Below are 26,989 nucleotides of genomic sequence, written 5' to 3'. Positions count from 1 at the left end.
ATATAAACAGCGGTTTTATTATTTTTTCTGCACGACCAGACCTGCTAGCCTGCAAATTCCTTCCGTCCTGATGACACGCTGATTGCTGCCATGAATATCGATCTTCGCCAACTGCGCCACTTTATTGCTCTGATTGAGCATCGCAATTTTACGTCGGCGGCACAGGCGATGAAGTTATCTCAATCCGCTTTCAGCCGCAGTATTCAGTCGCTGGAGCAGACTGTTGGCACCCGCCTGATTGACCGTATGAACCAACTGGAGCCGACGCCTAAAGGGCTGGTAGTACTGGATCACGCCCGTCGCCTGATTAATCAGACGCACGATCTGTTTAACGATATTCAGCAGTTCAATGAGAAAGAGGCGGGCGAAGTGAATTTTGGCTGCGGCCCAGCCCCCGCCGCCTGGCTGATGCCGCAGGTGATCGGGGCTTTCTCCCAACTGTATCCCAAGGTGCGAATGGTCTTTCGCGTTGATAATTGGCAGGCGCTAGGGCATCGACTCATGGCCGAAGAGCTTGATTTCATTGTGGCGGATATGCGCAACTTTGAATTCGATACCCGCTATCGGGTTCAGCCGCTGAGCCAGCATCGTTGGGGATTCTGCTGCCGCAGCGGGCACCCGTTAGCGGTGCAGGAAGAGATTACCGTTGAGCAATTCTTTTCCTATCCGCTGGCGGCAACGATCCGCCCACCCAACCTGCATCGCGCACTGGTGCAACTGAGCGGCAAGCTGGATATTCGCACCAATATTGAGTGTGAAAATGGCTACAGTCTGCTGGATGTAGTGCGCCATTCGGATGCTATCGGGACGACCAATCATTTCAACGAGCCCGATCGGCACGGTATTCATATGCTGAAGATTGCGGGTTTGGACGACAACACCGACGAATTTTATACCCATTACGGCATCATTTATCTGGCGGACGCCCGTCTGTCTCTGCTGGCGCGTAAGCTGATCGACACCTTCGTGCAGGTCGATGGTGACCTGCACGGCGCGCCAGCGTCGCTTACAGCGGAGTAATGCTGAACTCGCTGATTTCCTGACGTGAAAATACCGTCCTAAAGCCGAAATAACCCGGAGCAGGCGTATTCGGGTAGCTCGCGTGGAAATAGAGCACATCATCGACCCAGAAACGTGTTTCCCGCCGATCCACTTCAATCACGATGCGATAGCGATGATTAGGGCGTAGCAGATGTGCGGCGTCAGTGTATTCGCCAAGCAGCAGACGCTCGCCGTGGCCATCGTAATAACGAAAGCGCGTGGTGCTGTTCCAGTTACCGCCCATACCGACATAGTACAAGTTCAGGCTGTCATATTCGTTGAGCTTACCGTGCCGGGTAAATAGGTTCGGGTGGTGCAGGTCGCGTGCAGCCCAGAACTGATTCAGGTCTGACACGCGGTCATAGGGGCGATCCGCGACCAGAATTTCCCGCGTAAAGGCGATGCGATAGGTGCCTGATAGCGGGGCATCCAGCCAGAGCGTTAGCCCAGCGGCGCTCTCCAACGTCAGACGCTCTGGCGTGGTCTGGATCGCCGCGCGGTCAGGGTCTTCCTGCTCCACCTGCCACTGTAGCGGCTGACCGGTGGAATCCGTGGACCAGATTAGCGCCGAACGGTGCGGGGAATCTGTAATGTCACGTGTTCCGTTTACCTGCGGCGAGAGGATGAGCGTGTTTTCAGTACAGCTAGGGTCAATCATGATGGTGTCCTGTAACGTACCGTCGGGTGACGGCATTAAGAAGAAGGAGAAATGTCATCCAGCAAGGCCAGTAGGGCGATGGCGGTTAATCCCCACTGGGCAACGGCGTTGGTCGCTAGATTGGTTGCCGTAGTGCTGCCGGAATGTTTATCAATGGTGGAGTCAATCACCGGCTCGTTGATCGGGGAGAGCACTTCAGGTGGCGTCAGGCGTCGCTGCATGAGCGTCGGGTTGGCAATGCCGCCGCTGCCTGCGGTAAATTCTGCCCACGCGCGCTGCGCCAGCGTGCGGTCATTCAGTTGTCGTGCGGCAAAGGCAGTCAGTCGGGCATGGCCTTGAGCCAGATTGAGCTTTTTCACCGTTTTACCCACGGCAGCGCTTAACGCGACCGGATCGTTATACAGCCGACAGTAGTCGAGCCACGCGCGTCTAAAGGCGGGATCGGGCAGCACTTCAATCAGTTCGCTACAGATTTCTGTCAGACCAAATACGGCGCTGAGGTGTGAGATTTCCACCTGATCCGCTGGCGCGGAAAGAAATCTGCCGGTATCGGGATCGATGGCGGCGTTGCCAGTGAAAAAACCGTGCGGCTGAGCGGCCAGCGTCTGCATACTGTTGAGCAAGCGTTCGCGCATCGTTGGATCGCCGTGGCGTTCCCAGGCGGTGAGCCACGCGGCAGCGACAGCACCCCAGTCGGTGCCGAAACCCAGACTGATATGGTTTGGGTTATCGGGATGCGTCTGGCCGATTTTGCGGCCGGGCAGCACCGCGCTTAGCGTGCGCAGCGCCTCAACTTGTTCATCCATCAATTCACCGATGCGTTCATCGGCGGTGAGGTAGTAGAGAAAACGGCGATTGGCGACGGTAGAAATACGCAACTGTTTGGCGCTGTCGCCCCAGTGGCGCACATTGTGCCGGGATCCTAACGGACTAAAGCGTCCCAGATGGTGCACGTCGACCTCACCGGTGTGGCGTGTCATGGCTTCCGCCATACGAAACACCTCGGCGCGTCCGCTGTGCAGGAAGTCATACCAGAGCCACAGATCGGTACTCAGCTCCGAGTTATCCCACGCATAGCCGCCCACGTCATAACGCCAGACGTGACGGTCACTGTCATAGGTATGCATGACGTCACCGAAATCCCAGAAGCCATACCATTTTCGCTGCTCGACCTCCTGCTGGTAGGCGTCAAAGTACGCCCCCAACTGCTTCTCCAGACTGGCTCGGGCCGGTGTTGCGGCAGAGGCGGGGGCCCACATCGATCCAAACGCTTGTGCGCGGTACAAATCCTGTGCATCTGCCACCAGCAGCGGCGGTTGCTGCATACGTCGTGCTCGATTCACCAGATTTTCCGCGTCGGGCGTCGCGGGCAGAATATCGATAAACAGTTCGCTGGTGCGTGCTACGCCGACTGCCGAGCCGAAGCCCGGCTCGTAATCTTCATAGGTGATCGCCAGTCCTTCGCGCTGTTTGTCATGGGTATCCTGACCCAAGCCGTCATGATAAAAGCGCATATCCATCGGCTCTGCCCACGGTGACCACAGCCACAGCGTGACGGTCGCCACGTCGGTGTGGGCATTGTCGATTTCCAGACAGGCGGGGTAACTCTGCCAGAAATTGCGCAGGCCGAACGCCACGCCGCCTTTCGGCGTGCCGAGATAGCCGACGCCTGCCGCCCGCTCGCCCGTGGCGGAGAGTAGCCAACCCTGTCCGGCCGCAGTGCGTTTGTGGATCTGAAAACCATCGGGATGATGCTGAGTCAGGCGGTAGCTGCCAAACGCAGGGATGTAATCCAGCCGTTTGCCGACTTCCGGTGAAAAATCTGCTATTGGCGGCGTGGCTTGCCCGGCCAGCTGTGCTGCGATAACGGCTGTACCGGGATCGCGACGTAGCCCGCTTAGGCCGCGTACCGCTTCACGAAAGAGCCCGCCCTGATCCGAGACGAAGCGGACGTGCCGATCGTGCAGTTCCCCCTGTAGTGGAATGTCGAACGCCAGCCCAAGTCCTTTCAGGCTGAGCCGATCGTCATCGTTGTCATAGATCAGGGTGTGTACCACGCGCAGCGAGTCGGTATTCGCATAGTTATACAGCCGGATAACAAAGGGGATGCGCGTAACCCCCTGCTGCTGTGTGTGATGCGTGCCGCGTAGCGCAATCACCGTACGTTGTGGCCCGCTTTGCTCCACCGTGACCGTGTCGATCACGCCCTGATACGTGTCCTGCGTCAGCGTACTGCCCGTCTCCGCCCCTCGCTGCATGCGCAACACCAGTCTGCCGTTGGTTAACGCCAGCCGCTCATCTCGCCAGACTTCTTCGATCAGACGGGAGCCCGAACGTGGAATTACGCAGCGAATATGGCCGGTATCGACGGTCCAGCCGTGATCGTTTTCGCTGACCATTCCGACACCCGATGGTACGCCCGCTTTGGCTGTCGGCCGCAGAAGGAGTTTGTCTGCCGGCGGCGTGACGCCGCTCAGAGCATGTGCCGACCATTTAATCGAGCCGTCCGGCCAACGTGCCAACGGCCAGCTTTGCAGGTCGTAAACCTGCTGCTGGGTGCCGTGTAACTGGAAGTCGCTATCGCTGCGCACTGTCCCCTGCGGCCAGGGTACGCCCCAGGTGACGCCACTGAAGGCGCGAGGCACCTGTCCGTCTAGCCAGCGCAGGCTCACCTGCGGTACGGTGTCGCCTGCACGGTTGGAGGCCGTAGCGAGAGGTGCGGCGATCGCAGGTTTCCAGAACGGTGCCGACAGCGCCAGCAGCGTGCTGTCGCGCAGGAAGCGTCGGCGTGAGTAAGCCATCTTGTTCATGACATTAGCCCTTGAAGTCGTAACCGACCGATATTCCGACCATGCGCGGTTCGCCAATCACACCCGTTGTTGCACTGGAGCCTCTGACGGAGCGGTAGTAGTCTTTATCCAACGCGTTTTTTACCCACAGCGACACGTTCCAGCGGTTATCGCCTTGTTTGCCGCTCAGGCCACTAGACAGGTTCAGGACGCCATAGGCCGGAATACGGTTGCTCTCGGAATCATCGAGCGTACCGTAGGCCCAGCTCCGCCATGACCATTGACCGGAAACCGAGGCTTGTAGGTTATTTGGCGTATCCCATTGATAACGCACGCGTGTGTTGTAGCTCAGCGTGGGTGATTTGAAGACGCGTTTTCCTGACATATCGCACGAGACGGCGGAGATTTCTGCCGGGCAGCGGGCGTTGGGGAAGTTCAGGTAACTGGTATCCAACAGCGTACCAGCCAGACTGATGCTTAGGCCGTCAAGCGGGCGCAGCGTCAACTGAGATTCCCCGCCGCGTGAGCGGAATTTCCCTGCGTTAATCAGGTAGCTGGTATCCGTTTCTTCGTCATAGGCGTTATTCTGGAAATCTTCGACGACGCTCCAGAACAGCGCGGTATTCCATTCCACTTTGCGCTGTAGCCAGTGGGTTTTGACCCCCAGCTCCGCCGAGCGGGTTTTCTCTGGATCGACGTACAGCGAGTCGATCCCCAGTTGTCTTGCGGCCCCGGATGACACGTTCAGGCCGCCGGATTTTTCCCCGTAGCCCAGCGTTAGGTAAGGGGTGACGTTGGGTGCCGCAAACCAGTTCAGGCTGATGGAACCCGAAGGCAGGTGGTTGGTTTGTGAGAGTGGCCCAGAGTCAAAGGTCGCGCGGTTCCTGCGGATAAACGTTCCCTCTTTTTTCTCGTAGGTCTGCCGCAGACCTACAATGACGTCCAGCTTATCGGCTGCGTGCCAGGTTCCGCGGCCATACGCGGAATAGACGGTGTCATCTAACGTACCAAAGCGCTGAACGTTAATGCCCTGATAGCCATTCCCTACCCACGTCCGCACGCGATTGTCGTTGTAGTAGCGACTGTTTGCCTCGGTATCGAGGTTCTCTCCCCAGTAATCGACGCCCAGTGAATAATCAACCTTATTGCCTTTGGGCGAATCCAGCCAAAAGCTTTGCGACCAGACGCGATCGCGTACATTGGCACCGCTATCGTTATAGAGCGGGATATTCCAGTTATCCGCCGTGCTGGGCAATACGCGGAAATAGCGCAGTGAGGAGAGGGAGTTGACGCTATAACCGCTCTGCAGTCTCCAGTTGGCCTCTACCGAACCGCCGCCTTGTGCGACACGAATGACGTTCTCGTCATCCATGGCGACCTGACGACCGCCGACGACCTTGAGGCCAGTCTGTTGTGCGCGGGTGCGGAATGCGTCGGTTGCACTCACCAGAACTGAAACGGGACGCTGGGTGGCATCGCTGTAGTCGCCGGTGATTCTGAGGCTAAAGCTGTCATTCGGCTGATAAAGCAGTTGGCCGCGCACGCCGTTATTGGTGCTGCCCCCGAGCTTATGGCCGTTTTCGATATTCGTGACGTTTCCACCGCGTTCGGTACGTGACAGGTTAATGCGGCCTGCCCAGTGGTCGCTGAGTGGCCCGGATGCCATCAGTTTGGATTGCAGATAGCCACGCTGTCCGAATGATTGTTCCAATGAATATTCGGGTGTGAAGGTCGGTTTGCGGGTGCGAATATCAATCGCGCCGCCGGTGGTATTAAAGCCGTAGGCGGCACCCTGCGGGCCTTTCAACACTCGGGTGCTGTCGATATCCAGCAAATCGTTAGAGATAACGCCGGGGCGGGACAAGTAGACGCCATCGACAAACAGCCCCACGCTGCCCGGCATACCGATGTTGGTGCCGCTCTCACCGCCGTCGCCAATCCCACGGATAGTCACTGTGGTATCCATCACATCGACGGTATCGACATCCAGCCCCGTCACGAGCTGTGACAGATCTTCAAAGCGGTATATCCGCTCTTCTTCGAGCGTTTTGCCGTCGATCACTGATGCCAGTGTGGTTGGCGGTTGAACAGTCGCACGCTGAGCGTTTACTTTCACGCGTTTCAACTGGACGGGGGCGGTGGTTGTTGCCTCGGTGCCGGGGGGGATCCGCTGTGATGAGTTATTCGTTGTGATTTGCGGATCGGCTGCTCGCGCTATAGCGGGAAGCGTTAAGACGCAGCTCATTAAAATGCCCGACGTTATTTTGCGTTGGTGTTTTTTTAAATACTGCTGGTGTTTTTTAAAATACATAGCTTCTTCCGAATGTCGTCAATAGGCTGCCAATTGCCGTGAATTTCACGGCAATACGCGGGTTATAATTTTTTTGGGGAAATAAATTACTGCGTTGCTTTTAGATAAGAATCATCCAGCCATTTATCGACATCAAAAGGTTGTCGAATAAGACGCGATTCATAGGCCAACGTGACGGCACGTTTTAATTTTTCTACGAAGGCAGGATCCAATTCGGGCGAAAGACGCTCCGTTAATGGCGGTAATGTATCCCATTCGACGCGTAATATATTTTCCGGGTAGCCCGATTGGGTAGCTAAGAGTTGAATAAATTCATCTTTATTTTTATTGTCGCTAGCCCAGTTTGCCGCTTCTCGCTGAACCTTGACTAAGCGCCGCAGAATATCCTCGTTGCCTTTGGCAAATTTCTCATCGACTAACAGGAAGCCGCTGAGTTGACCCGCACCGTTCAAATCGCGGCTGGATAGTGGAATGTCTGCCAGCCCTTTATCCCGTAGTGAAAGCGTATTGCTGCCGCCCCAGGTGGCATCAATCTGTCCGGCAGCTAACGCTGCGCTGGCCGCCGCGAAATCGAGATTGATCAGCTTAACGTCAGAGGGCTTCAGGCCTTGCGAATCAAGCGCGCTGACGAAGGAAAGTTCACCCGCTGTTCCACGAAAGATCCCGATGCGTTTACCTTTCAGGTCGGCAATTTTCTCAATGCCGGAGCCTTTCGCCACCGCCAGATAGTGATTGATGCCGCGTGATGCCACGGCGATCACACGGGTATCCAGACCGCGTGAACGGCCGATAATGCTGGCTAAATCGCCCAGATAGGCCACGTCAACCTGATGGTTGCCAAACGCTTCGTTAATGACGGGGCCGGCGCCTTTGATGAACGTCCAACGCACGCTGATTCCATCTTTGCTAAATTCGCGCTCTAGCAGCTTCTGGCTGTGGATGACGTCGAGCAGGCCGCCGCCGCTGGGTTTTGTGCCCGCACCAATGTCTGGCGCGGCAATACGAATTTCAGTGATTGCTGATGCGATACCTGACCAGGCCATCCCCATTGCCAATAAGCTAGTCACTAACCATTTTCGTCCTGATGTCGTCATTATTTTACCCGCCAGTAATGAAATCGATGAATAGAAATTATGTTATTGCGCCTGTTTCGAACGGCGTCATATCGTGTGCAGCACCACATTTAAAGGCTTGGCAATAAACTGACTAATACAAAAAAAGCATTATTATTTTTAGTAAATAGCTAAGTCAGCATTCATCATCTATTTCATCGATATGCAACGAACGAAAAAAAACTATTCCAACTATGCATTAGCCTGACGGCAATTTTTACCTTTAGTCTGAGTGTCGATTATTAACGCTATCGTCTTATTAAAGAAATAAAGAATGAAATGAATATCGATATGCAGATACATACGTTGACTTTATTAAATAGTCGGGAAGAATCGATTATCAAAACGCTATTTCAGGCGACATAAACACCTGCAACGCGAAATAGAGCGATAAAGATATATTGTCAGGAGCAACCCATCATGACGGAATTACTCTATGCGGGAGCCGCGCCGATACCCCGTCCTTATTCACCGGAACCAACACCGCATGCTAGCCGGGTAAATGGTTCGGTGCAGCAGCGATTATCGCATCTGAATACGACGCGCTCATCCCGGCCGGAGCGCTGGCTGGCCGTAATAGCGACGTTGCTATTGCATGCGGCGGTGCTGGCGTTACTCAACAGTACATCGACACCGCCGGTGACGGTGCCTGCGCGGCCACAACCTGTCAGCGTTGAGTTGGTGTCTATGGTGGCAGAGCCAGTGCAACAAGCCCAGCCTGCTGAACCTTTGGAGCCTGAAGTGGTGACGCCTCCGCCGGAACTCGCTCCACCTCCTGTGGACAAGCCGGTGGATGACAACGCGCTGTTGCCGCCAGAGCCGGAAAAAAAAGTGCCAGAGAAAAAGCCTGAGCCTGTACCGAAAAAGACGCCGGTGAAAAAGAGCACTACCGCGCCTAAACCGACGCCGCAACCACAGAAGGAAACCGCATCGGCATCGGCACCGATAACGCCCGCTCCGGTAGCACAAAAGGCTGTAGCACTGCCCGTTGATGCGCCGTTGACGCCGCCGCTCGCTAATGCTGACTACCTGCATAATCCCGCACCGTCTTATCCCGACGTAGCGATTAGCCGTGGTTATGAAGGCACCGTACTGTTGAACGTGCAGGTACGTGCCGACGGCAAGGTGCAAACCATTCGTATTCATCAATCAAGCGGCTATCCGTCACTTGATGAGGCCGCCAGAGATACAGTGCTGCGCTGGTCTTTTGTTCCGGCGCGTCGCGGCAGTCAGCCGGTTAGCGGCTGGGTCGTTGTACCTGTCGATTTTTCGCTGAACTCATGAGGTATTGGTTATGACGCTTGGACACATTGAACTCTTTTCTGCGGAAGGCGCTGTGATTCTGTTGCTGTTGCTGTTTTCTCTCGTCACTTGGGGGCTGGGGCTACTGAAGCTCGTCCAATATGGGCGTGCGCAGCGGCGCGATCGACACTTTCGCGCGGCTTTCTGGCAGCAAGATGACGTCAGCCAGACGCCAGAAACCAGCGCAAAGCAGCCCGGTTCACTCGCCAATCTGGCGCTGGCTGCGGTCAAAGCGCCGGAGCGGATTAGCGGGCAGCTTGCTCTTAATATTCATCTGCCCGATCGGGTTGAGCGCGCGCTGCAACAGCAGATTCAACGCGAACGTCGTTCGCTGGAAGGCGGACTGGCGGTGTTGGCCAGCATTGGCAGTACGTCGCCGTTTATCGGCCTGTTTGGTACTGTTTGGGGCATTATGGCAGCGTTGCAGGAGATCGGGCTTTCTGGTTCTGCCAGTCTCGACACTGTCGCAGGGCCGATTGGTAATGCGCTGATAGCTACCGGCGTCGGGATCGCTGTCGCGGTTCCTGCAGTGCTGATCTACAACTACTTTTTGCGTCGTCTCAAGCTGGCCGTCGCGGATATGGATGACTTCGCTCATGATGTCTACAGCGTGATGCAGGCGCACGATTTTCATGTCAGCGCACTTCATACCAGTGTGGAGCCATCGTCTGCCGCTTTCTCCGTGAAGAACCTGAGAGAGGTGGTCTGAGATGGCGTTTACCTCGCGTAATGACGACGACGTGATGAGTGAAATGAATATCACGCCGCTCGTGGATGTCATGCTGGTATTGCTGGTGGTGTTTATCGTGACCGCGCCGATGCTGACCAATGCCATTCCTATTCAGCTACCAAAAACGGCGGCGGTGTCCCCGGTCGATCGCACCGATCCGGTTGTTATTAGCATTGATAGTGAGCGGCGTGTCTTCATCAATAAAGAAAACCTGGCGCGGGAACAACTGGTGCCGCGCTTGCAGCAGGCGAAAGCGGGTAATGCAGATTTGGTGGTGCAGGTGCAGGCGGATAAAGAGGCAAATTACGGTGATGTCGCCGCGCTGCTGGCCGATGTCGAGCAGGCAGGGATTACCCGCCTATCCCTGCTGACGCAAAAATAATGCTGTGGATACTGACGATCATGATGCCCAAATATCCTCTGCGGATACGCTCCGCCCCTGATACTTATCTGAGCGCAGCCACGCTGTCGGCGGGATATTCTGCGCTGGTCATTTCACTGATCGTATCGCTCGTCGTGCCGCTGCTGGTACTTGCCAGTTGGTGGCTTGCCAGTCGATACGGGTGGATGTCTGAACAGATCCTGCCTTCGCCGCTGACGGTGATTGGCAGCGCACGGGCTTTTATCCCCGAAGAGCTAATTCACCAGTTACCCATCAGCCTGATGCGGCTTGTGATTGGTTTTAGTGGCGGCATTGCGCTGGGTCTGGTTTTGGGCAGTCTATTTGGTCTGAACAGACGCTTGAATGCGCTGTTTATGCCGCTATTTACCGTCATCGCGCAGATTCCTACGTTAGCTTGGATCCCGCTTTTGATGCTGTCACTGGGGATCGGGGAAGCGCTGAAGCTGGTGGTGTTGGTGAAATCGGTAACGGTGCCAGTGACGCTTTACACCTGCGCCGGTATTCAACAGACGCCACAAAAGCTGCATGAAATGGTGCGTAGCCTGCGTTTACCGCCCGTCGCCTTCCTGCGTTACCTGATTCTGCCTGCCATGTTGCCTTATGTGATGACGGGCGTTCGGCTGGCGTTTTCCACCGGATGGGTGGCGTTGATTGCGGTTGAGCTGTTGGCTTCCAGCGAAGGGCTGGGTTATCTGTTGGTACAAAGCCGCCAGCTGTTCATGTTGGATCTGGTGTTCGTCTGCATTTTGATCATTGGAATACTAGGGTTTACCGGGGAACGCGTGCTGCTGAAGCTGGAGCGTCGCTGGATTCACTGGCCTGCGCCGGTGCTGGGGCGAGATAGCCTGAGCTATGCGCTGCCGAGTCTGTCGCTGACACCTTGGCTAGCGCCATTGATGTTGATTGCACTGTGGCAGATTAGCAGCACGCGCGAGTGGGTGAACGTGGCTTTTCTTCCCGCGCCGAGTGATGTGATTGAGGCACTGTGGTCGGGGTTGATTCAGGGTGGGCTGCTGGCCGATCTCAATGCCAGTCTGCTGCGTGCGCTACAGGGCTTTATGCTGGGAAGCGCAATCGGTGTGCTGGTCGGTGCGTTGCTCGGCGGCTGGCGCATCGCTGACAAGTTGTTTAATCCGGCGTTGTCCGCACTGCGCTGTGTGGCACTATTCGCCTGGCTGCCGCTGATCACGGCCTGGTTCGGTTTAGGGGAGAGCGCCAAAATCGTATTTATCGCTGTGGCGGCATTCTTTCCTGTGATGTTGGCAACCCGTCAGGGAATCGCCCAGCTTCCTCCTGCGCTATTAGAGGTTGCGCAGGTTCTGCGACTGACGCCGATGCAGACGCTCCGCACGCTGATATTGCCCAGCGTGTTACCGCCGCTGTTTTCAGGCCTGCGACTCGCGTTGATGCATGCGTGGACGGGGGCGATTGGCGCAGAGTATTTCATGCCGTCGGGAGAGGGGCTGGGTGGCATGATGATTCGTGCACAACAGCTGCTTGAGTCCGATCGCATCATGGCCGGTGTAGTGCTGATTGCGGTGGTGGCCGCACTATTTTCCCGGTTGATTACTTTGTCTGAACGGCGGCTGACCCGCTGGCGCTTTGCATGACGGATAACGGAGAATCTATGTCCCTGCATTTTCAGCATATTACCAAGTATTTTACTGTCAACGGCGCACCGCTGACGGTGTTACAGGACATCGACCTGTCGTTGCATGCTGGCGAGCTGGTTGCGGTCATCGGTGCTAGCGGCTGTGGTAAATCGACGCTGCTGCGTTTGGCTGCTGGGATTGATACTACCCGACGCGGACGTATTCTGATTGGCGATCGGCCTGTTCACGGCATTCCCGACGAGGTCAGTCTGGTGTTTCAGGAGCCGCGTCTGTTTCCGTGGCTCACCGTGACGGACAATATTCGCCTCGGTATGCTCAATCTCAATCTTTCCCCTACGGAAGTTGCGCAGCGAATTGCACACTATCTCCAGATGATGGGGCTGGAAGGCTTTGCCGATGCATGGCCGCATCAGCTGTCGGGTGGGATGGCACAGCGTGTGGCGATCGCCCGTGGGCTGGTGTCGACGCCACGTATTCTCTTGCTGGATGAACCTTTTGGCGCGCTTGATGCGCTGACCAAACAGCAGTTGCAGGAACGTCTGGCAGATATTCGCCGACAAACGGATCTGACGATCTTGCTGGTGACGCATGATGTGGAAGAGGCCGTTTTTCTGGCTGACAGAGTGGTAGTCATGTCACCCCGGCCCGGCCGGATTAGTGCAATTCTACCGGTAAATCTGACTTATCCTCGAGATCGCACCAGCCCAGCGTTACTGGAGCAACGGCAAGCTGTCAGTCAGGCGCTGCATCAGGCTTGATAGTTGATATATCAATGAAAATTGAGTTGTCCTAAGGAATCACTTCATCTAATGACGTCGCCGTTTTGTCATCAGCAGGCGTTTGGTAACCAGAGAGGGCCGAGTATTTAAGGGCAGTAGCGAACATCGTTCAAATCTGCTCCCGGTACATCTGTCACTTCACGTGACCGTTTTACGGGGGCATCTGCCCAGCGCTCACCCGTTGGCGTGTCCACCACTCTGAGCTGGTTACGACTGTCCCAGCGGTAGTGCCACACCTGTGCTGAGGTGATTACAAGACAGACATCACGGCAAATAAATCAAAAAATAGCGCGTTACTACACGGTGGGATATGCCTTGAAAAACGGTAAACCCAACCCGCCGCCAGCGATTGACCTAAAGTGCCGCTGGCTGGAATCGTCGGGCTTTATGACCGGGATACCAATCACCGTTACCGTTGAGCGGAGGAGACTGGTGATTGAGACGGAGATTAATCTCTGATGCCGCACACGATAAACAGCAGATAAAAAATAGCCGGAAGGATCGTTGGGATCGCTTTCGGTTTTGTTTTAATAACTTTGTCGGTTACATGAGTACTGCTGGATCGAAAACAATAATAGAATCACGTTTCATACCACATGGCCATCCACCACTTTTATAAATACTGAATAATCTCTCAAGAAAACCATCATCAATAAAGTTATTCAGATATCTGTTAATTGCTATGGTGGACAAGACAAAATATGCATCCTCTTTTGACTCTGAGAAAATAAAGTCATCATGCTTACTATTTGATTTTTTTATTTTTTTCTTTCTGTATTCAAGGTGAAGGGATGAGTTTTGATGCTGAAAAAATTCCAACTTATTATTTATAAAATCTAACGCATTCTGAAAGTTAGTGTGTTCTCTTAATTCTTCACGATAACTCTCAATTATATCATTCCAAACTTTATAGTTGGATGGCAGGTTTTGTTCGAAAGCAAACTCGATAGCATCATCAATATTTTTAATGATTACTACATCATTAAATGAAACATCACACAATCCCTTGAAGAGTCCTTTTGTAAATGCAAACTCTATAGGTTCAACTATAAATTTGTCATTCATTACCAGCCACCTTTACCAAACACATTATTCCAAAGAGCATTAACTTTAGAGTTGCCTAATGCACCACCGGCTTTATCCATGTCAAGAGGTCTAATTGGTATACCATTTCTTAATCCACCCCTTGCAATGTTCTGTATATCTGAAACTTGTTTTGAAATGGAACTGGCAGATTGATTAAGATCTATTTTACCAAGAGCACTCCTAATTGATTCAGTATATCCACTATGGTTGCCTTGATGTCTTGCCATGGCGCTTATAGCATCATCTTTCGTCCTTAAAAATATACCGTTTGACGCATCATCAATATAATAGTTAATTTTTTTCAATGCAGGATGATTTGCCAGTTCTTTGGGAATAACATGATGTGCTTGATACCCTTTCCAGGTAGTTGACCGAGGAAGTCCCATCTTTTCCATCATATTTTTGCCTAAAGTGGCTGAGCACCCAGCCAACCCAAACGGATCGATCCAGCAGACTGGATTCTGGACGTAACCATAGTTACTCTCTCCTCCCGCTATCCCTATCTGGTCATAGGGATTATCCGAGGCGCGTCGTACTTTTTAACGCACTTAAGCCATTGAAGAAACAACCTTTTAAGGAAGTGCTTTCGGGCACATTAAAGCGCCCGTAGCCCAACACCCCGGCGCGTACTTTTACTCCCAGACACGCTACCGCCATGCTCTGACTTCCCTGTCAGCCGCTGCCATTACTCGTTTTGTTGCTGAACCGAGGTTTATTGTGGGACGGCTCGCACCACGCAGGATATCCGCGAACTCTGGGGCAACCTGCAAGCCCTAAGTATCGCGCTGTTCGATGAGTATGCCGTCACGCAGTGGCTGAATCGTTTTCTGGGCGTGCTTAATCTGGAAGAGATTAAGCACGGGCGGTAAATTACCGCCACTGAACAGCAGATAACATAAAGCCGGAAGGATCGTTGGGATCGCTTCTGGGTATTTTATCTGACTACAAATTGTACTTTGTCCACTTATCTTCAAATGAGCTAAATCGTTCTTTTTTATCAATACGCCATTCGCCATCTTTAATATTAAGGGTGTAACGAAATTTACTTTTAGCTTCGGTATACTGCTGCGTTACAAATATCGCTTTGTTTTTATTTACTTCCCTGTTTAATATTTCTTCATCTGGTGAGTACTCCGGTGGTTCACCACATGATAGTGATATTTGTCTGCCTTGTTTTCGCTCTTTCTTTGTGCAGAAAATATCATATATATCATCAAGATATTTTCTTGCCGCATCTTTATGCACAGTCATTCCTTCATTTCTAAATAATGGGTAATATTTCAACTCCCATTTATTCATTTGGATGATAAATTCTTTTAGAACCTCTTCTGCTTTAGATAATTCAGCCATAAAGACACCTTAGTTATTAAATATTCTACCAAAAACCTTCTGCCCATTTTGATAGACGTCATAGTAGATTTCTGTAGGGCGGGTTCCGCTATTACCGTATTTAAAGGCCCACTCGATATCAACCGAACCATTCTGACCTATATAATCTTTGACAACTTTCTCGAAATCTCTGTATTGCCCACGGTTAATACCAGGTAATTGTGGGAACACGTTACCTTTACCGCCTTGCCCACCAAGAACGTTGCCTAATATATGCCCAGCATCATCGGTTTGATCACCTAATGAACGAGCGTAGTCTCTGGAGCTTTGATTCGTTGCAGAACCCGTTCTAAGCTCAGCTTTTGATACGGTAGCCTTGGCCGATAATATTTCCCCGTTAGCACCATGAGTTAACGTTGGACACTTCGCCAACCCAAACGGATCGATCCAGCAGACTGGATTCTGGACATAACCATAGTTACTCTCACCCCCCGCTATCCCTATTGGGTCAGGTGAGATATAGCAACCACCGCTTGGATCATAATACCGAAATCGGTTATAGCATAAGCCACTTTCTTCGTCACGGTATTGCCCAGCAAATGCCAGCCCCGGATCGAGACTTTCAGTATTATCTGTAGTCCGGTGCCCCCATAAGTTCGTGCGCGGCGCCTGCCAGCGAAGCTCACCAGCCTGATTAAAGATAGCCTGCGGCTCGCCGTTATGGCTGCTGGTGACAAAATCCGTCTCCCAATTCCCGTCGGTATTCTGGCGCTGTTGCACCAGCAACTCCCAGCCATTGTGTACCCAGTGGCGGCGGCTGATAAGCTGGTTTTCGCGGTAATGCCGCACTTCAGCTATCTGGTCGCCGTCCCAGAGGTAACGGATGTCTTCTGCTTTCTGGTCACAGCGTTTGCCGGTGCGTCGCCCGAATGGGTCGTAACGGTAGAACCAGCGCTCACCCGTTGGCGTGTCCACCACTCTGAGCTGGTTACGACTGTCCCAGCGGTAGTGCCAAACCTGCGGCCGGTAGCCTGGCTGTACCACCTGTTTGCGTATCAGCCGTCCGGCTTTGTCGTACTGATAGTGGGTATCGTCACGCTGAATAAGCCTGCTCGCTTGCCACTCGGTCAATCTTGTGGCGTCCTGCGGCAGGCCGGTGCGGGTGTAGCGGTATTCTTCTTCGGTATTGACGGTACGGCCTGTGCCGCCGCTCAGGACGGTTAGCACTCGTCCGCTGGCATCCAACCGGTAGCCTTCGGCCTCGCGGTTGTGCCGGGTGCCCGTTAGGTTGCCTGCGCCATCATACAAATGTTCACGGCTCTGTTCGGCCTGTAAACGACCATCCCGCTGCTGCCCACTCATCTCGCGCGTCAGCCAGCCCATGGCGTCGTATTCGCGCTGCTGCATAAAGCCGCCGTTGCTATTTCGGGCGGCTTCTCGTCCTGCGGCGTCGTGAGCCAACGTTAGCTCTGCGTCATCCGGCAACTGCACCTGCCGCAGTTCACCCGTGGCACTATAGCGGAAGGTGCTGGTGAGTGCCGCGCTGCTCTCTTCGCCTTCCCAGTACAAGCTGCGGGTAACGGCGTCAGACTCTGCCTGATAGTGGCGTCGGATTTCTGTTCCGCTGTTCCGTTCCTGCACCACTCGGTCTCGTACGTCATACGACAACTGGATATAGCTGGTCGCAGACGTCACTTCAGTAAGTCGGCCTGCCCCATCGTAGCGGTAGTGCAGCGTATCGTCCGGTGCGGTTTCTTTGATGAGTAGCCCGCGTCCGTCGTACAGGAAGTGGCGGGTTTCGCCTTCGCCGTTGTGGATGCTAATGCAGTGGCCATCCTCGTCATAGCCGTAGCGAGTTTCGGTGCCAGCCATATCCTGCTCGCGGATAACCCGTGCATCGGCATCCAACCACCATTGCCAGCGGTTCCCATCTGGGGCGATAACAGCGACGAGTTGTTGGCTCTCTTTGTCGTACTCGTAACGCCAGGTGCGGCCTTCCGCATCGGTACGGGACGTCAGAAGATCGAATGGGCCATAGGTTTGCCGCCAAACCGCGCCGTTGCCATCAGTGTAATTCAGTAGGTTGTTGTGTTTGTCGTATTGACGCTGTTCTTGCTTGTCGTCTGGGCGTAGCAGTTGTTCCGGCAGTTTCCAACTGGCACGGCGATAACCCAAGCGATAGGTGGAACCGTCCGGGCGTGTCCAGGTGGTCAGTCTGTCCTGTTGGTCGTAGCGTAGTTGTTGAGTGCGGGACTCCGCATCCGTGGCACTGAGCAGGCGCTGTCGATGGTCGTAAAACAGACTGGCCTGCACCTGTCCACCTTGGTCACTGACTTCGGTCAGCAGGCCGTAGCGGTTCCACGCAAAATGCACTTCGCTGTTGTCCGGCCCGGTCAGGCTTTGCGGATTGCCCTTCGTGTCGTACTGCCAGACCCAGTTGCGCCCGAGAGGGTCGGTGATACTGGTGAGGCGATCGCTGTCGTCATAGTCGTAATGCCATTGATGGCCACTGCCATCGGTGAAGGTACTGACCAGCCCGCTGTCGCCCAGATAGGCAAATTCCACCATCCGGCCCGCAGGGGAGATTTCCCGTAGCAGATTACCGACATCGTCATACTCAAAGCGGGTGATATGGCCGAGCGGGGATTTCTCCCATGTCATCAGGTACAGGTCATTAAAGCCATATTCATGGCGTTGTCCCAGCCCGTCTGTCATCACCACGCGGTCTGCCAGATACTCGAAGTTGGCGGTCAGGTAGCCGTCGGCGCAGGTGGTGTAAATGCAGCACCCCTGATGGTCATATTCATACTGTGCCCAGGTCTGGTCGTTGTCGTGCCAGCGCGCCAAGCGGTTGTGGTTATCGTACTCGTAGAACAGGTGATAGGCATGCGCCGCATCGGCCTCGATCAGTCTCCCTTGTTCATCCTGCCGGTATTCGGCCAGCACGGTTTTCTGCCCGCCGTCGATACGTTGCACCTGGCGGAGAAATTCCCCTTGCCATACCAGCAGCAGCTCGATGCCGTCGCTGTGCTGCACCTTGCGCAGGTAGCCTTTGGGGTCGCGGATAAAATCGATTCGGTTGAAATGGTTGTCAGTGATGGCCGACAACAATAGCTGGTCATCCTGCCTGACGGTAAACGCACGCCAGGTCTGGCTGTCACGGTGCCACAGGTGAAAGCCGTTATGCCGCCTAACTAGTTTGAACTCCGGGTATTCGGCGCAGTACACCACCGTAGTGCCCACCCCGAAGGTGAAATCGATGTTGTAGCCCTGTGCCAGTGTAATGACTACATGGGTGTCGCCGTCATCACGGCTGACGGTAGCGACTTCGCTCCAGCTATCCTGCCAGCCATGGCCTAATAATCCGACATGTGAAGAGGCGGTACGGTAGGTGCGTTCGAACACCAGTGGAAGAGTCTGCCCCAGTTCGATATCAGTGCGGTTTTCAATCACCTCGCCGCTGGCGATATACACTGGGTCTTTCTTGAAGGCTTTGGCCGCTTGGGTCACCCGCGCCCGGCCTTTGTTCGCCTTAAATGCGCGGGTGGCACAGCGTGTCTTTTGCTTAAAGCGTTTACCCGCCCAGAGAGCTCCGGCACCCAGCCCTTTCATGACCGCTTTAGGGCCGCGAAAGAATAATTTCCCCAGCCCGCGAAATAACCCACGCGTCGGTGGCACAAGAAATTCCACCGCAATCAGCAGCGCTTTCTGCCAACCGCTGAACTCATCTTGTATCTCCAGTACCGTAGCCTGTCCGGAGCCAAAGAATACGGTAGATGCTCCTTCCTTGATGGTAGCACCACACACGGTTTTATCGCCTATCCGCGCGGCCGGATGACCGTTAACGAAGACGGTTTCGCTGCCCTGTGCAATGAGTTGCGGGCCGCTATGTTTGGTACACGCCACTGCATCGACTTCCGCCCGGGATACAGGGTTGCCTTCAACAGACACGTTAGGTGAACCGTCAGCCACCGCTCCGGCGGGCGGCGAGGCGCTGTCTACCATGGCGGATACCCGGCCACTTACCGCAGATATCAGACTACCCGCCCCCAGTACCGCCAATCCGCCTACCAGTGCAATCGCCAGCCCGCCCGTCACCCCGACCAACGCGACCGCGACCGCGGCAACTGCTGCCGCCACTAGGGCCCCGGCAACGGCACCGAGCAACGCCCCCAGAAAGCTGCTGTGTTTGATGGGCTTGTCCGGTGAAGTGGGGGGAGAACCACTGCCGGGTGCGGGTAAATCGGGCGGCAGCGTGGGGCGGTTGCCGGCGTGCATCGCACCCACCCGCGCAATACGAGCCAGAATTTCATCACGCATTGCTGCCTGCCTTACCCTCCGGGGCGGCGGCAGGCTCCGCAGCGTTGAACGTTGCAATCACCGCCAGCAGTTCCGCTTTGTGGGCATCGCTCAATGCATCGGCTGCGGTAATCGTGAAGGTCAGCAGCAAGCTACCGCGTACCTGCATCACGACCACCTGGTGCATCAGGCCTTCAGGTGACCGCCAGGTGTACTCCAGCGCTTGTGCGGGGGCGCCTGCCAACGTCAGTTCCCAAGCCTGCACTTCTTTGTAGCCATTCAGATGAGCGGAAAACTGCTCCAGCGTTTTTTGGTAGACCGATTCAGGTGTTTGACCGGGTTCGGTGGGCGTACGGTTGACCACCAGATTGGTGGTTTCATCAGGCAACACAAAAACGTGCAGGGATTCATCACGCCATTGTGCCGGAACCACCAGCGTGCCTTCGTTCATCTGGTACATGTTCACGTATCCTTGTTGTTTTTGTTATTCAGTTCAGGTCGATTTGCTGGCCATTTACCACAATGTGGCTGCCCTTGATGTTGATGACGCCATCGGCGCTGATACCAATAAAACCGCCTTTGGTGGCAATTAGGATGTCGCCCTCCTGTGATTGAATGGCGATGTTGTTTTTCACCTGCAGGGAGTCGTTGTCATCCACGGTGGTGCTGCGGTTTTTGGTGACGGCGATATTCTGATGCCCTTGAATCTCGGTAGATTGGTCTTTCACCACCGACATTGCCTGATTTCCGCCGACGCTTTCGGTATGGTCAGCTGCCACACTGGTTGTGCGGTTATTCAACACAACGGTGTTCATGTCCTTCTGGGCATGAATAAACACCTCCTCCTGACCGGCCTGATCTTCAAAGCGCAATTCGTTGAACCCGGCCCCTTTGTGCGTTGAGGTACGCAGCGAGGTGCGTGTCTTATTGGCGGGCAGCGGGTACGGCGACGGATTGGTGGCATGGAACGTCCTGCCAGTGACAATTGGCTGGTCTGGGTCGCCTTCGAGGAAGCTGACAATCACTTCATGGCCGATGCGTGGAATGGCAATCAAGCCGTACTGGCCGCCTGCCCAACCCTGACTCACCCGCACCCAGCACGAACTCTGGTCATCACTGGAGCCGTAGCGGTCCCACGGGAATTGCAGTTTGATTCTGCCGTATTCGTCGCAGTAGATTTCTTCCCCTGCGGGGCCGACGACCGTCGCGATCTGCGGGCCGTCTACCATCGGTTTGTACGGCAAATCCGCACGCCAGGTGCTTTTGGCACTGATAACCTCAAAGCTGTTGCTGTAGGTGGTCGGTTCGCCGCCGCTTTCTTCTTCCAGCGCTTGTGGCTGTTGCCCGCTGTGGATAATGGCCACCAACTGCCAGCCGGTATTGAGCACGGGGTTGGGGTGTTCGGTGAGGGTAAAGCTGTTGCCTGGCATCAGCATCGCGGCATTGGATTCGCCTGAACCCGCCATGGCATTCGCGCGTAACGCGTCCAGTCGGTAGCCGGTAAACGCCTTGCCGCTCGGGTCCTGTTTGAAGCGCCCTGGGTAGTCATAGTGCTGGTAGCTTTCGCGCTGATGGTCCAGTTTGCCACTTATCTTGCTGTGCAGCAGGCTGTAGGCGGGGGTTTTGAAGCTATAGTCTTTGAGTGCCACTTCTGCGGTGCTGACTGTTTCGGCGTAGCGGAAACGACGCACATAGTCGCCTTCGCTTAGCCCCTGGTTGGCGAGGTTGAAGAACAGCTCTGGGCCTTTTGCCAATGCGCCTGCATCATCGGCAAAGATGACTCGGTGTTTGCCTTCTTCAAACTCGTGAAAGAAGTACAACCCTTCCTCTGCGGCCAGTCGGGTGACAAACGCCAAATCGCTTTCCCGATATTGCACGCAGTATTCCCGGGGCGCGTGCTCATGACGCAGCGCAAAGGCGTAGTCGGTAATCCCTGCTTCTTCCAGCAGTGTGCCGATAATCGCTTCCGGCTTTTGCGCCTGAAAGATGCGGGCGTTGGTACGTAATCCCAGTCGCCACAAGGCCGGACGGACTTCCATCTGATAGCGCGTGCGACGAAAGCCCGTGTCCCCCTGCGCAAAGGCGCTGATAATCCCGCTCACTCGGCGCTTTAGTTCGCCTTCGTACCACACCAGCAACTCACACGGTTGGTCGAGCACCGCACCGAAATCCACATCCGGCAAGGCACTTGCCAGATTCAGCGACAAGGCAAATGGCCGGTTAAGCGCCTCGCTGAGCTGAAAATCCACCACCGCAAACGTCGGGGCGGGCAATGCACCGACCTTTACCGTGAACTGTAATCCTGTACTGTTTGCCACGTTTATTCCCTCGCTTCCCGTGATGAAAATCGTGTTGTCTGCGCTCAGGTCTGGGGGAGTCAGACCTCAGAACAGCGTGATGCAAAAAACCCGGGGCAAGCCCGGGTTGGAGACAGAACGATTACGCTTCGACCGGCGCACGCCAGTCATCGGAGCCGGACGTGCCGGCCACGGTGTGTTCCCAGTCGATTTTGCGGTAAGCCAGCGACACTTCAATCAGTTGGGTGTAATCCAGCTTGGACGGATCCTGGCAGTGTGGCATTTTGCAGTCGATATCCACGATGGTGGCATCGGTCAGGATGGTAGAGAAGAAGTGCTCCTGCTTGCCTTCCACCGAGGTGCGATACCACTTCAGGGTTGTGGTCGGCAGCATTTCACCGGTAGACAGTGCGTTGTACAGCAGTGGAACGGCTTTGTTCAGCGCGACGGTGAATTTGAACGGCTTGTGCACGCGCTGGCCAGATGGCTGACCAGACTGCGGGTCGGTCGGCACGGTAACCACGTGTTTGAATTCCTGCACCAGCATTTCGTCTTCGTGGCCTTCGACATAGATGTTGCCGACAGAATCAGACGTGAAGGCACCGGCGGTGATGTTGCCCTGAGTTTTCCCTTCGATGCTGATATAGCATGGAGTTGGCATAGTGTTGCTCCTTGTTGTTGAACGGGTTTAGTAACTTCACCGTCTGTATAGCAATTCGTATGCCAATTCATATCTGATTGTTTTTAATGATAAATATCTTAACTAAAATTCCCCCTAAGCAAAATTTGAGCAAAAAATTGCGCAGACCTCGCGAAAAAACGGCATCCATTGCGCAAAAAGTGATTTCCACCAGAAAGTGAGCAAGAAGTTGCGCAGAATGCGCAGTTATTCTGAAAGTTTGAGTTAGTACTAAATTATTGAAATGAATAACCAATCGAAACGGTGGTTATCGATAGTAAAAAGCTATATCTGGCGATAATTTGCTCGCGTTTATAAAAATGTAAGTGAGTAATTACTTATATTTGCTATGCATATCTTGCATAGCAAAAGACGTCATTCGGGTAACAAAAGTAAAAGCTAGCGTTGGCATGATTTTACGTAAGTGGTTTGTCAGTGCGGCTCGATGATTTTGATAGGCCATTAAGTATGGGCGATTTTCCCTATGGAGCCCGCCACACGAGATCATTCATTTTTCAGCATAGTGAAGTGCTGCCATTAACTGGCATAATGCGTATGTCATTCTCGGTCAGGATCTTAACGGGATACGCCTATTGGGCATGCGCTGGCGTGTTGTCCTACACTCGTTAAGGCTGCGCCGGTTAGCGGCGATAGATAATCGTGACCGAGAGAAACACTTATTGCTGATACTTGCCGGTGAGAAAGGGCGGGTATATATCGTTATTATTGAGGTTTTCGCATGAAAAAAGTTACCGTTGCCGCAACACAAATGGCGTGTTCTTGGGATCTGCCCAAGAATATCGAAAACGCTGAAAAACTGGTGCGACAAGCGCATGCAAAAGGCGCGCAGGTTATCCTGATTCAGGAACTGTTTGCCGCACCGTATTTCTGCATCGATCAAAGCCCAGAGCACTATGCGCTGGCGCAGGAGCTGGAAACCAGCCCGCTGATTAAGCATTTCTCTGCACTGGCGGCGGAGCTGAACGTGGTGCTGCCGTTGAGCTTCTTTGAGCGTGCTAATAACGCCTATTACAACTCGCTGGTGATGATTGACGCGGATGGTTCCGTGTTGGACGTTTACCGCAAAACCCACATTCCGAACGGTCCGGCGTATCAGGAAAAGCAGTTCTTCATTCCTGGCGACACTGGCTTTAAAGTCTGGCAGACGCGCTACGCGAAAATCGGCGTGGGCATTTGCTGGGATCAGTGGTTCCCAGAAACTGCACGCAGTCTGGCGTTGCAGGGCGCAGAACTGATTTTCTATCCGACTGCCATTGGTTCCGAACCGGCCTACCCGGACATCGACAGCCAGCCTCACTGGACCCGCGTTCAGCAAGGGCACGCTGCAGCCAATCTGGTGCCGGTTATTGCATCCAACCGTATCGGTACGGAAGCCAGCAAATATATCGACGGTCTGGAAATGACGTTCTACGGTTCTTCTTTTATCGCCGATCAAACCGGTGCGCTGTTGGCTCAGGCCAATAAGACGGACGAAGCCATTCTGGTGCATGAATTTGATTTAGAAGCGATTGCCGCCCAGCGTGCCTCATGGGGCCTGTTCCGCGACCGCCGCCCGGAAATGTACGGCACTATTGCCAGCTCAGACGGCAAGACTCGGAGATAAGTGATGTCACAGTTAGCAGCTCCTCATGTCACCACGCCACATCAGGATGGTTTTGCGATGCCCGCTGAGTGGGCACCGCATGATGCCGTGTGGATGATTTGGCCGTATCGTACTGATAACTGGCGCGAGCAGGGCGTTCCGGCGCAGAAAACGTTCGCGCGCGTGGCGGAAGCTATCGCCCAGAATACGCCCGTTATCATGGGCGTTCCTGCACGCTACATGGCGGATGCGCAAAAAGTGATGCCGGTAAATGTCACGCTGGTGGAAATGGAAAGTGACGATGCCTGGATGCGCGACACTGGCCCAACCATCGTGCTGAATCAGGCCGGTGAGCGTCGGGGTATCGACTGGCAGTTCAACGCCTGGGGCGGCGAGCTGGGTGGTCTGTATGAAGACTGGCGTCAGGATGAAAAAGTCGCGGCGCAGGTGCTGGATTATCATCAGGCCGCAGGCTACGCCGCTCCGCTGATTCTGGAAGGTGGCTCGATCCATGTCGATGGTGAAGGCACGCTGCTGACCACGGCGGAATGCTTACTCAATCCGAACCGTAACCCGCACCTGAGCAAAGCGGAAATCGAACAACTGATGCGTGATTATCTCAGCATCTCGACGATTATCTGGCTGGAAGAGGGCGTGTACAACGACGAAACCGATGGACATATCGATAATATGTGCTGTTTCGTGCGCCCCGGTGAAGTGGCGCTGCACTGGACTGATGATGAAAACGATCCGCAGTATGCACGTTCCGTCGCGGCCTATGAGGTTCTGTCGGCAGCGCGGGATGCGCAAGGGCGTGAGCTGAAAATCTGGAAACTACCTGCTCCCGGCCCGCTCCATGCGACCAAAGAGGAAGCGCAGGGTGTGGACAGTGGCGATGCGGTTGAGCGCCTTGCCGGTTCTCGTCTGGCAGGGTCTTATGTGAATTTCCTGATCAGCAACCAGCAGATCATTTTCCCACTGCTGGATGAGAAGACGGATGATGTTGCACGCGATCTGCTGCAACAGATGTTCCCTGACTATTTGATTAGCGGCGTGCCTGCGCGGGAAATCCTGCTGGGCGGGGGAAATATCCACTGCATTACGCAGCAAATTCCTACGGCGAAGTAAGTATTGAGCCGTTAACAGACGACTTGAAAGAAAGGTAGTGAGTGTCCTGCTCGTCATAAAAAAACGCCGGGAGCGTTTTTCAACGTTGCGTAAGCGATGGCCCGAAGGGTGACGGAAAAGGATGTCCGTCATAAAAAAAGCCGGTTGGCGCAATAGCGTGAACCGGCTTTTTATTAGACGACCCGTTGTCCGTCCGTTTTCGATAAAAGCTTAGCCGCGTTTAGCGTCGGCTGCGGCTTTCACGATGACAGCAAAAGCGTCGGCTTTCAGTGATGCACCACCGACCAGCGCGCCGTCGATGTCTGGCTGGGTGAACAGCTCTGCGGCATTCGCAGCATTAACCGAACCGCCGTACTGGATGATAACTTGTTCAGCAACAGCAGCATCTTGCTTGGCGATGTGGTCACGGATGAATTTGTGAACGGCCTGAGCCTGTGCTGGAGTTGCAGATTTACCGGTGCCGATAGCCCATACGGGTTCGTAGGCCACAACGGTGTTTTCAAACGCTTTCGCACCCAGCGTATTCAGTACGGCATCCAGTTGACGTGCGCACACGGCTTCGGTTTGGCCTGCTTCGTTTTCAGCTTCAGTTTCACCAATGCACAACACCGGAATCAAGCCCGCGTCTTTCAGCACGCCAAATTTCTTCGCAATGAATTCATCGCTTTCTTTATGGTAGGTGCGGCGCTCAGAGTGGCCAATGATGATGTATTTCGCACCGATATCTTTCAGCATCTCGGCAGACGTTTCACCGGTGAAGGCACCAGAAAGGTTCACGTCAACGTTCTGCGCGCCCAGTGCAATGCGGCTGCCCGCCAGTTGGTGATTAGCCTGATCGAGGTAGATAGCTGGGGGGGCAATGGCTACGCCACAACCGTCAACGGTGCTGAGCTCTTTACGTAGGCCTGCGATCAATTCGTTGACCAAGTTGGTGCTGCCGTTCAGCTTCCAGTTACCCATAACTAATGGATGTCGCATCTTTTTTCCTCCAGCCGGAATCGCGAATGAATCAATGTGTTTGTGTTAATGAAGTAAACCGTACTGCCCGTTAGGCAATATAACTTGCCACCAGTATAGAGACGAAATGTGACCGTGGCTCTGTTTTTTGTCATTAATTACGGTATCGATCACGGTTCAGATAGCGTTAGCTTAATCGGTTCAACAGCAAAAGTTAGCCCTTTTTCGCCGTCATCTGCAACCACATAGCGCAGGGCACCTTCCGTTTGCTGGTAAACGCGTTGTCCTTTGCCTTTTCCCAGCAGTTCGGTGACTTTTTTCACACTCTGTTCCTCCGTCAGTGACGGTGCGAACGTGCGAGCCAGTGCGGCCATATAGTCGATGGCCTGTTTACGACGCGCGGCGGTTTCTTGTTCGTTCTGCGGCTGCGGTAGCCAGGTGATTTGCAGCGTTTTGATTTTCCCTGTGCCTTTCTCTAGCGCGGTTGAAGCATAGAGGTGGTCGTTGATCCGGCTGGCTGCACGGGTCAACATGCTGATGATAGTGCCGGTATCGACAACCCGAAATTCACCGATCGGCAGCGTCGGGTTGCTCAGGTTGTAGCGAGAACGGAATTGCGTGATGGTTTGATCGAAGGTTGGGGCACCAGCCAGCAGATACGGCGCATTGGCTGAGGTTTTGGGCGGAAACGTTGGATCGGCTCCCGCGTGAGTCTGGTACAGCACCAGCGATGATAAAACCAAAAGTGAAGCGATGCGTTTTCGTGTCATAGGGGTTCGGGTCAGCCACTTCAGAAGATGTCCAGGCCGATAACGGCAGAATACGTTTGATTAAAGCGGCATTTGTACGTCGTTGTCAAAAATCGCGTAAAGA

Annotated in this window: 21 protein-coding genes and 1 pseudogene; 9 read left to right on the top strand and 13 right to left on the bottom strand. The window is 54.2% G+C overall.

From position 1 onward, the window contains the following. The first annotated feature begins 90 nt into the window (after positions 1-90). Positions 91-1,020 carry a LysR family transcriptional regulator gene (locus tag GZ59_RS20955; RefSeq protein WP_011095769.1) on the top strand — a complete coding sequence of 310 codons (930 nt, stop codon included), beginning with the start codon at positions 91-93 and terminating at the stop codon, positions 1,018-1,020. On the opposite strand, the gene GZ59_RS20950 is transcribed toward GZ59_RS20955, so the two are convergent. The 4 genes from GZ59_RS20950 to GZ59_RS20935 form a co-directional block, all read right to left on the bottom strand. Continuing rightward, complete coding sequence (locus GZ59_RS20950) at positions 1,007-1,699, bottom strand: DUF6250 domain-containing protein (RefSeq protein WP_011095768.1); 693 nt, start codon at positions 1,697-1,699, stop codon at positions 1,007-1,009. The genes GZ59_RS20955 and GZ59_RS20950 overlap by 14 nt on opposite strands. 35 nt (positions 1,700-1,734) lie before the next feature. After that, entirely contained in the window at positions 1,735-4,509 is a 2,775-nt protein-coding gene (locus GZ59_RS20945; RefSeq protein ID WP_039294196.1) for an exo-rhamnogalacturonan lyase family protein, read from the bottom strand. Positions 4,510-4,513: 4 nt separating this feature from the next. Next, the gene (locus GZ59_RS20940; protein ID WP_011095766.1) at positions 4,514-6,799 is read right to left on the bottom strand and encodes a TonB-dependent receptor; all 2,286 of its coding nucleotides are present in this window, start codon (positions 6,797-6,799) and stop codon (positions 4,514-4,516) included. 86 nt (positions 6,800-6,885) lie between these two features. Then, on the bottom strand, positions 6,886-7,893 hold the full coding sequence (locus GZ59_RS20935; RefSeq protein ID WP_011095765.1) for an ABC transporter substrate-binding protein: 1,008 nt from the start codon (positions 7,891-7,893) through the stop codon (positions 6,886-6,888). 438 nt (positions 7,894-8,331) lie between these two features. On the opposite strand from GZ59_RS20935, the gene GZ59_RS20930 reads away from it, so the two are divergent. The 6 genes from GZ59_RS20930 (at position 8,332) to GZ59_RS23165 (ending at position 13,197) form a co-directional block, all read left to right on the top strand. Beyond that, entirely contained in the window at positions 8,332-9,195 is an 864-nt protein-coding gene (locus GZ59_RS20930) for an energy transducer TonB (protein ID WP_011095764.1), read from the top strand. A 10-nt stretch (positions 9,196-9,205) separates the two neighbouring features. After that, on the top strand, positions 9,206-9,922 hold the full coding sequence (locus GZ59_RS20925; RefSeq protein WP_039294192.1) for a MotA/TolQ/ExbB proton channel family protein: 717 nt from the start codon (positions 9,206-9,208) through the stop codon (positions 9,920-9,922). A 1-nt stretch (position 9,923) separates the two neighbouring features. After that, positions 9,924-10,325 carry an ExbD/TolR family protein gene (locus tag GZ59_RS20920; protein ID WP_011095762.1) on the top strand — a complete coding sequence of 134 codons (402 nt, stop codon included), beginning with the start codon at positions 9,924-9,926 and terminating at the stop codon, positions 10,323-10,325. A gap of 20 nt (positions 10,326-10,345) precedes the next feature. Next, positions 10,346-11,956 (top strand): ABC transporter permease, encoded by a 1,611-nt coding sequence (locus tag GZ59_RS20915; protein ID WP_039295321.1) that lies wholly within the window; start codon positions 10,346-10,348, stop codon positions 11,954-11,956. A 17-nt stretch (positions 11,957-11,973) separates the two neighbouring features. Continuing rightward, a complete protein-coding gene (locus GZ59_RS20910; protein WP_039295318.1) occupies positions 11,974-12,717 on the top strand; it encodes an ABC transporter ATP-binding protein in 744 nt (247 codons plus the stop codon). A gap of 267 nt (positions 12,718-12,984) precedes the next feature. Next, positions 12,985-13,197 (top strand): SymE family type I addiction module toxin, encoded by a 213-nt coding sequence (locus GZ59_RS23165; RefSeq protein WP_011095759.1) that lies wholly within the window; start codon positions 12,985-12,987, stop codon positions 13,195-13,197. Positions 13,198-13,281: 84 nt separating this feature from the next. Here GZ59_RS23165 and GZ59_RS20905 read toward each other — a convergent pair whose 3' ends face one another. The 7 genes and pseudogenes from GZ59_RS20905 to GZ59_RS20875 all read right to left on the bottom strand — a co-directional run bounded on the left by GZ59_RS20905 (position 13,282) and on the right by GZ59_RS20875 (position 22,410). Further along, positions 13,282-13,803, bottom strand: coding sequence for a hypothetical protein (locus GZ59_RS20905; protein ID WP_011095758.1), 522 nt, complete (start codon positions 13,801-13,803; stop codon positions 13,282-13,284). After that, positions 13,803-14,333, bottom strand: a pseudogene (locus GZ59_RS20900) (AHH domain-containing protein); the annotation flags it as partial. The pseudogene GZ59_RS20900 and the gene GZ59_RS20905, both read right to left, overlap by 1 nt. Positions 14,334-14,766: 433 nt before the next feature. Further along, positions 14,767-15,174, bottom strand: a complete 408-nt coding sequence (locus tag GZ59_RS20895; RefSeq protein ID WP_048018334.1) for an NTF2 fold immunity protein — start codon at positions 15,172-15,174, stop codon at positions 14,767-14,769. Positions 15,175-15,183: 9 nt separating this feature from the next. After that, positions 15,184-19,473 carry an RHS repeat-associated core domain-containing protein gene (locus tag GZ59_RS20890; protein ID WP_039294189.1) on the bottom strand — a complete coding sequence of 1,430 codons (4,290 nt, stop codon included), beginning with the start codon at positions 19,471-19,473 and terminating at the stop codon, positions 15,184-15,186. Next, the gene (locus GZ59_RS20885; RefSeq protein ID WP_011095746.1) at positions 19,466-19,912 is read right to left on the bottom strand and encodes a DUF1795 domain-containing protein; all 447 of its coding nucleotides are present in this window, start codon (positions 19,910-19,912) and stop codon (positions 19,466-19,468) included. The genes GZ59_RS20890 and GZ59_RS20885 overlap by 8 nt, the downstream gene beginning before the upstream one ends. 28 nt (positions 19,913-19,940) lie before the next feature. Further along, positions 19,941-21,770, bottom strand: coding sequence for a type VI secretion system Vgr family protein (locus tag GZ59_RS20880; protein WP_011095745.1), 1,830 nt, complete (start codon positions 21,768-21,770; stop codon positions 19,941-19,943). A 121-nt stretch (positions 21,771-21,891) separates the two neighbouring features. Beyond that, positions 21,892-22,410, bottom strand: coding sequence for an Hcp family type VI secretion system effector (locus GZ59_RS20875; protein ID WP_011095744.1), 519 nt, complete (start codon positions 22,408-22,410; stop codon positions 21,892-21,894). 757 nt (positions 22,411-23,167) lie between these two features. Between GZ59_RS20875 and aguB the strand changes: the two genes are divergently transcribed. Continuing rightward, on the top strand, positions 23,168-24,052 hold the full coding sequence (aguB, locus tag GZ59_RS20870) for an N-carbamoylputrescine amidase (protein WP_011095743.1): 885 nt from the start codon (positions 23,168-23,170) through the stop codon (positions 24,050-24,052). A gap of 3 nt (positions 24,053-24,055) precedes the next feature. After that, the gene (aguA, locus tag GZ59_RS20865; protein WP_039294184.1) at positions 24,056-25,159 is read left to right on the top strand and encodes an agmatine deiminase; all 1,104 of its coding nucleotides are present in this window, start codon (positions 24,056-24,058) and stop codon (positions 25,157-25,159) included. Positions 25,160-25,369: 210 nt separating this feature from the next. Here the strand turns inward: aguA and tpiA are convergent, their stop codons facing one another. Together tpiA and GZ59_RS20855 are read right to left on the bottom strand one after the other, a co-directional pair. Continuing rightward, positions 25,370-26,137 (bottom strand): triose-phosphate isomerase, encoded by a 768-nt coding sequence (gene tpiA, locus GZ59_RS20860; protein ID WP_011095741.1) that lies wholly within the window; start codon positions 26,135-26,137, stop codon positions 25,370-25,372. 149 nt (positions 26,138-26,286) lie between these two features. Further along, the gene (locus GZ59_RS20855; protein WP_039294181.1) at positions 26,287-26,886 is read right to left on the bottom strand and encodes a YiiQ family protein; all 600 of its coding nucleotides are present in this window, start codon (positions 26,884-26,886) and stop codon (positions 26,287-26,289) included. Positions 26,887-26,989: the final 103 nt, after the last annotated feature.

Source organism: Pectobacterium atrosepticum, assembly GCF_000740965.1.
Classification (GTDB): Bacteria; Pseudomonadota; Gammaproteobacteria; order Enterobacterales; family Enterobacteriaceae; genus Pectobacterium; species Pectobacterium atrosepticum.
Note: the sequence above shows the minus strand (reverse complement) of the source record. Positions and strands in the feature narration are given on the sequence as shown.

Coding starts and splice junctions, on each gene's coding strand:
- GZ59_RS20955 (WP_011095769.1), top strand. CDS start 91: ATGAATATCGATCTTCGCCAACTGCGCCACTTTATTGCTCTGATTGAG.
- GZ59_RS20950 (WP_011095768.1), bottom strand. CDS start 1,699: ATGATTGACCCTAGCTGTACTGAAAACACGCTCATCCTCTCGCCGCAG.
- GZ59_RS20945 (WP_039294196.1), bottom strand. CDS start 4,509: ATGAACAAGATGGCTTACTCACGCCGACGCTTCCTGCGCGACAGCACG.
- GZ59_RS20940 (WP_011095766.1), bottom strand. CDS start 6,799: ATGTATTTTAAAAAACACCAGCAGTATTTAAAAAAACACCAACGCAAA.
- GZ59_RS20935 (WP_011095765.1), bottom strand. CDS start 7,893: ATGACGACATCAGGACGAAAATGGTTAGTGACTAGCTTATTGGCAATG.
- GZ59_RS20930 (WP_011095764.1), top strand. CDS start 8,332: ATGACGGAATTACTCTATGCGGGAGCCGCGCCGATACCCCGTCCTTAT.
- GZ59_RS20925 (WP_039294192.1), top strand. CDS start 9,206: ATGACGCTTGGACACATTGAACTCTTTTCTGCGGAAGGCGCTGTGATT.
- GZ59_RS20920 (WP_011095762.1), top strand. CDS start 9,924: ATGGCGTTTACCTCGCGTAATGACGACGACGTGATGAGTGAAATGAAT.
- GZ59_RS20915 (WP_039295321.1), top strand. CDS start 10,346: ATGATGCCCAAATATCCTCTGCGGATACGCTCCGCCCCTGATACTTAT.
- GZ59_RS20910 (WP_039295318.1), top strand. CDS start 11,974: ATGTCCCTGCATTTTCAGCATATTACCAAGTATTTTACTGTCAACGGC.
- GZ59_RS20905 (WP_011095758.1), bottom strand. CDS start 13,803: ATGAATGACAAATTTATAGTTGAACCTATAGAGTTTGCATTTACAAAA.
- GZ59_RS20895 (WP_048018334.1), bottom strand. CDS start 15,174: ATGGCTGAATTATCTAAAGCAGAAGAGGTTCTAAAAGAATTTATCATC.
- GZ59_RS20890 (WP_039294189.1), bottom strand. CDS start 19,473: ATGCGTGATGAAATTCTGGCTCGTATTGCGCGGGTGGGTGCGATGCAC.
- GZ59_RS20885 (WP_011095746.1), bottom strand. CDS start 19,912: ATGTACCAGATGAACGAAGGCACGCTGGTGGTTCCGGCACAATGGCGT.
- GZ59_RS20875 (WP_011095744.1), bottom strand. CDS start 22,410: ATGCCAACTCCATGCTATATCAGCATCGAAGGGAAAACTCAGGGCAAC.
- aguB (WP_011095743.1), top strand. CDS start 23,168: ATGAAAAAAGTTACCGTTGCCGCAACACAAATGGCGTGTTCTTGGGAT.
- aguA (WP_039294184.1), top strand. CDS start 24,056: ATGTCACAGTTAGCAGCTCCTCATGTCACCACGCCACATCAGGATGGT.
- tpiA (WP_011095741.1), bottom strand. CDS start 26,137: ATGCGACATCCATTAGTTATGGGTAACTGGAAGCTGAACGGCAGCACC.
- GZ59_RS20855 (WP_039294181.1), bottom strand. CDS start 26,886: ATGACACGAAAACGCATCGCTTCACTTTTGGTTTTATCATCGCTGGTG.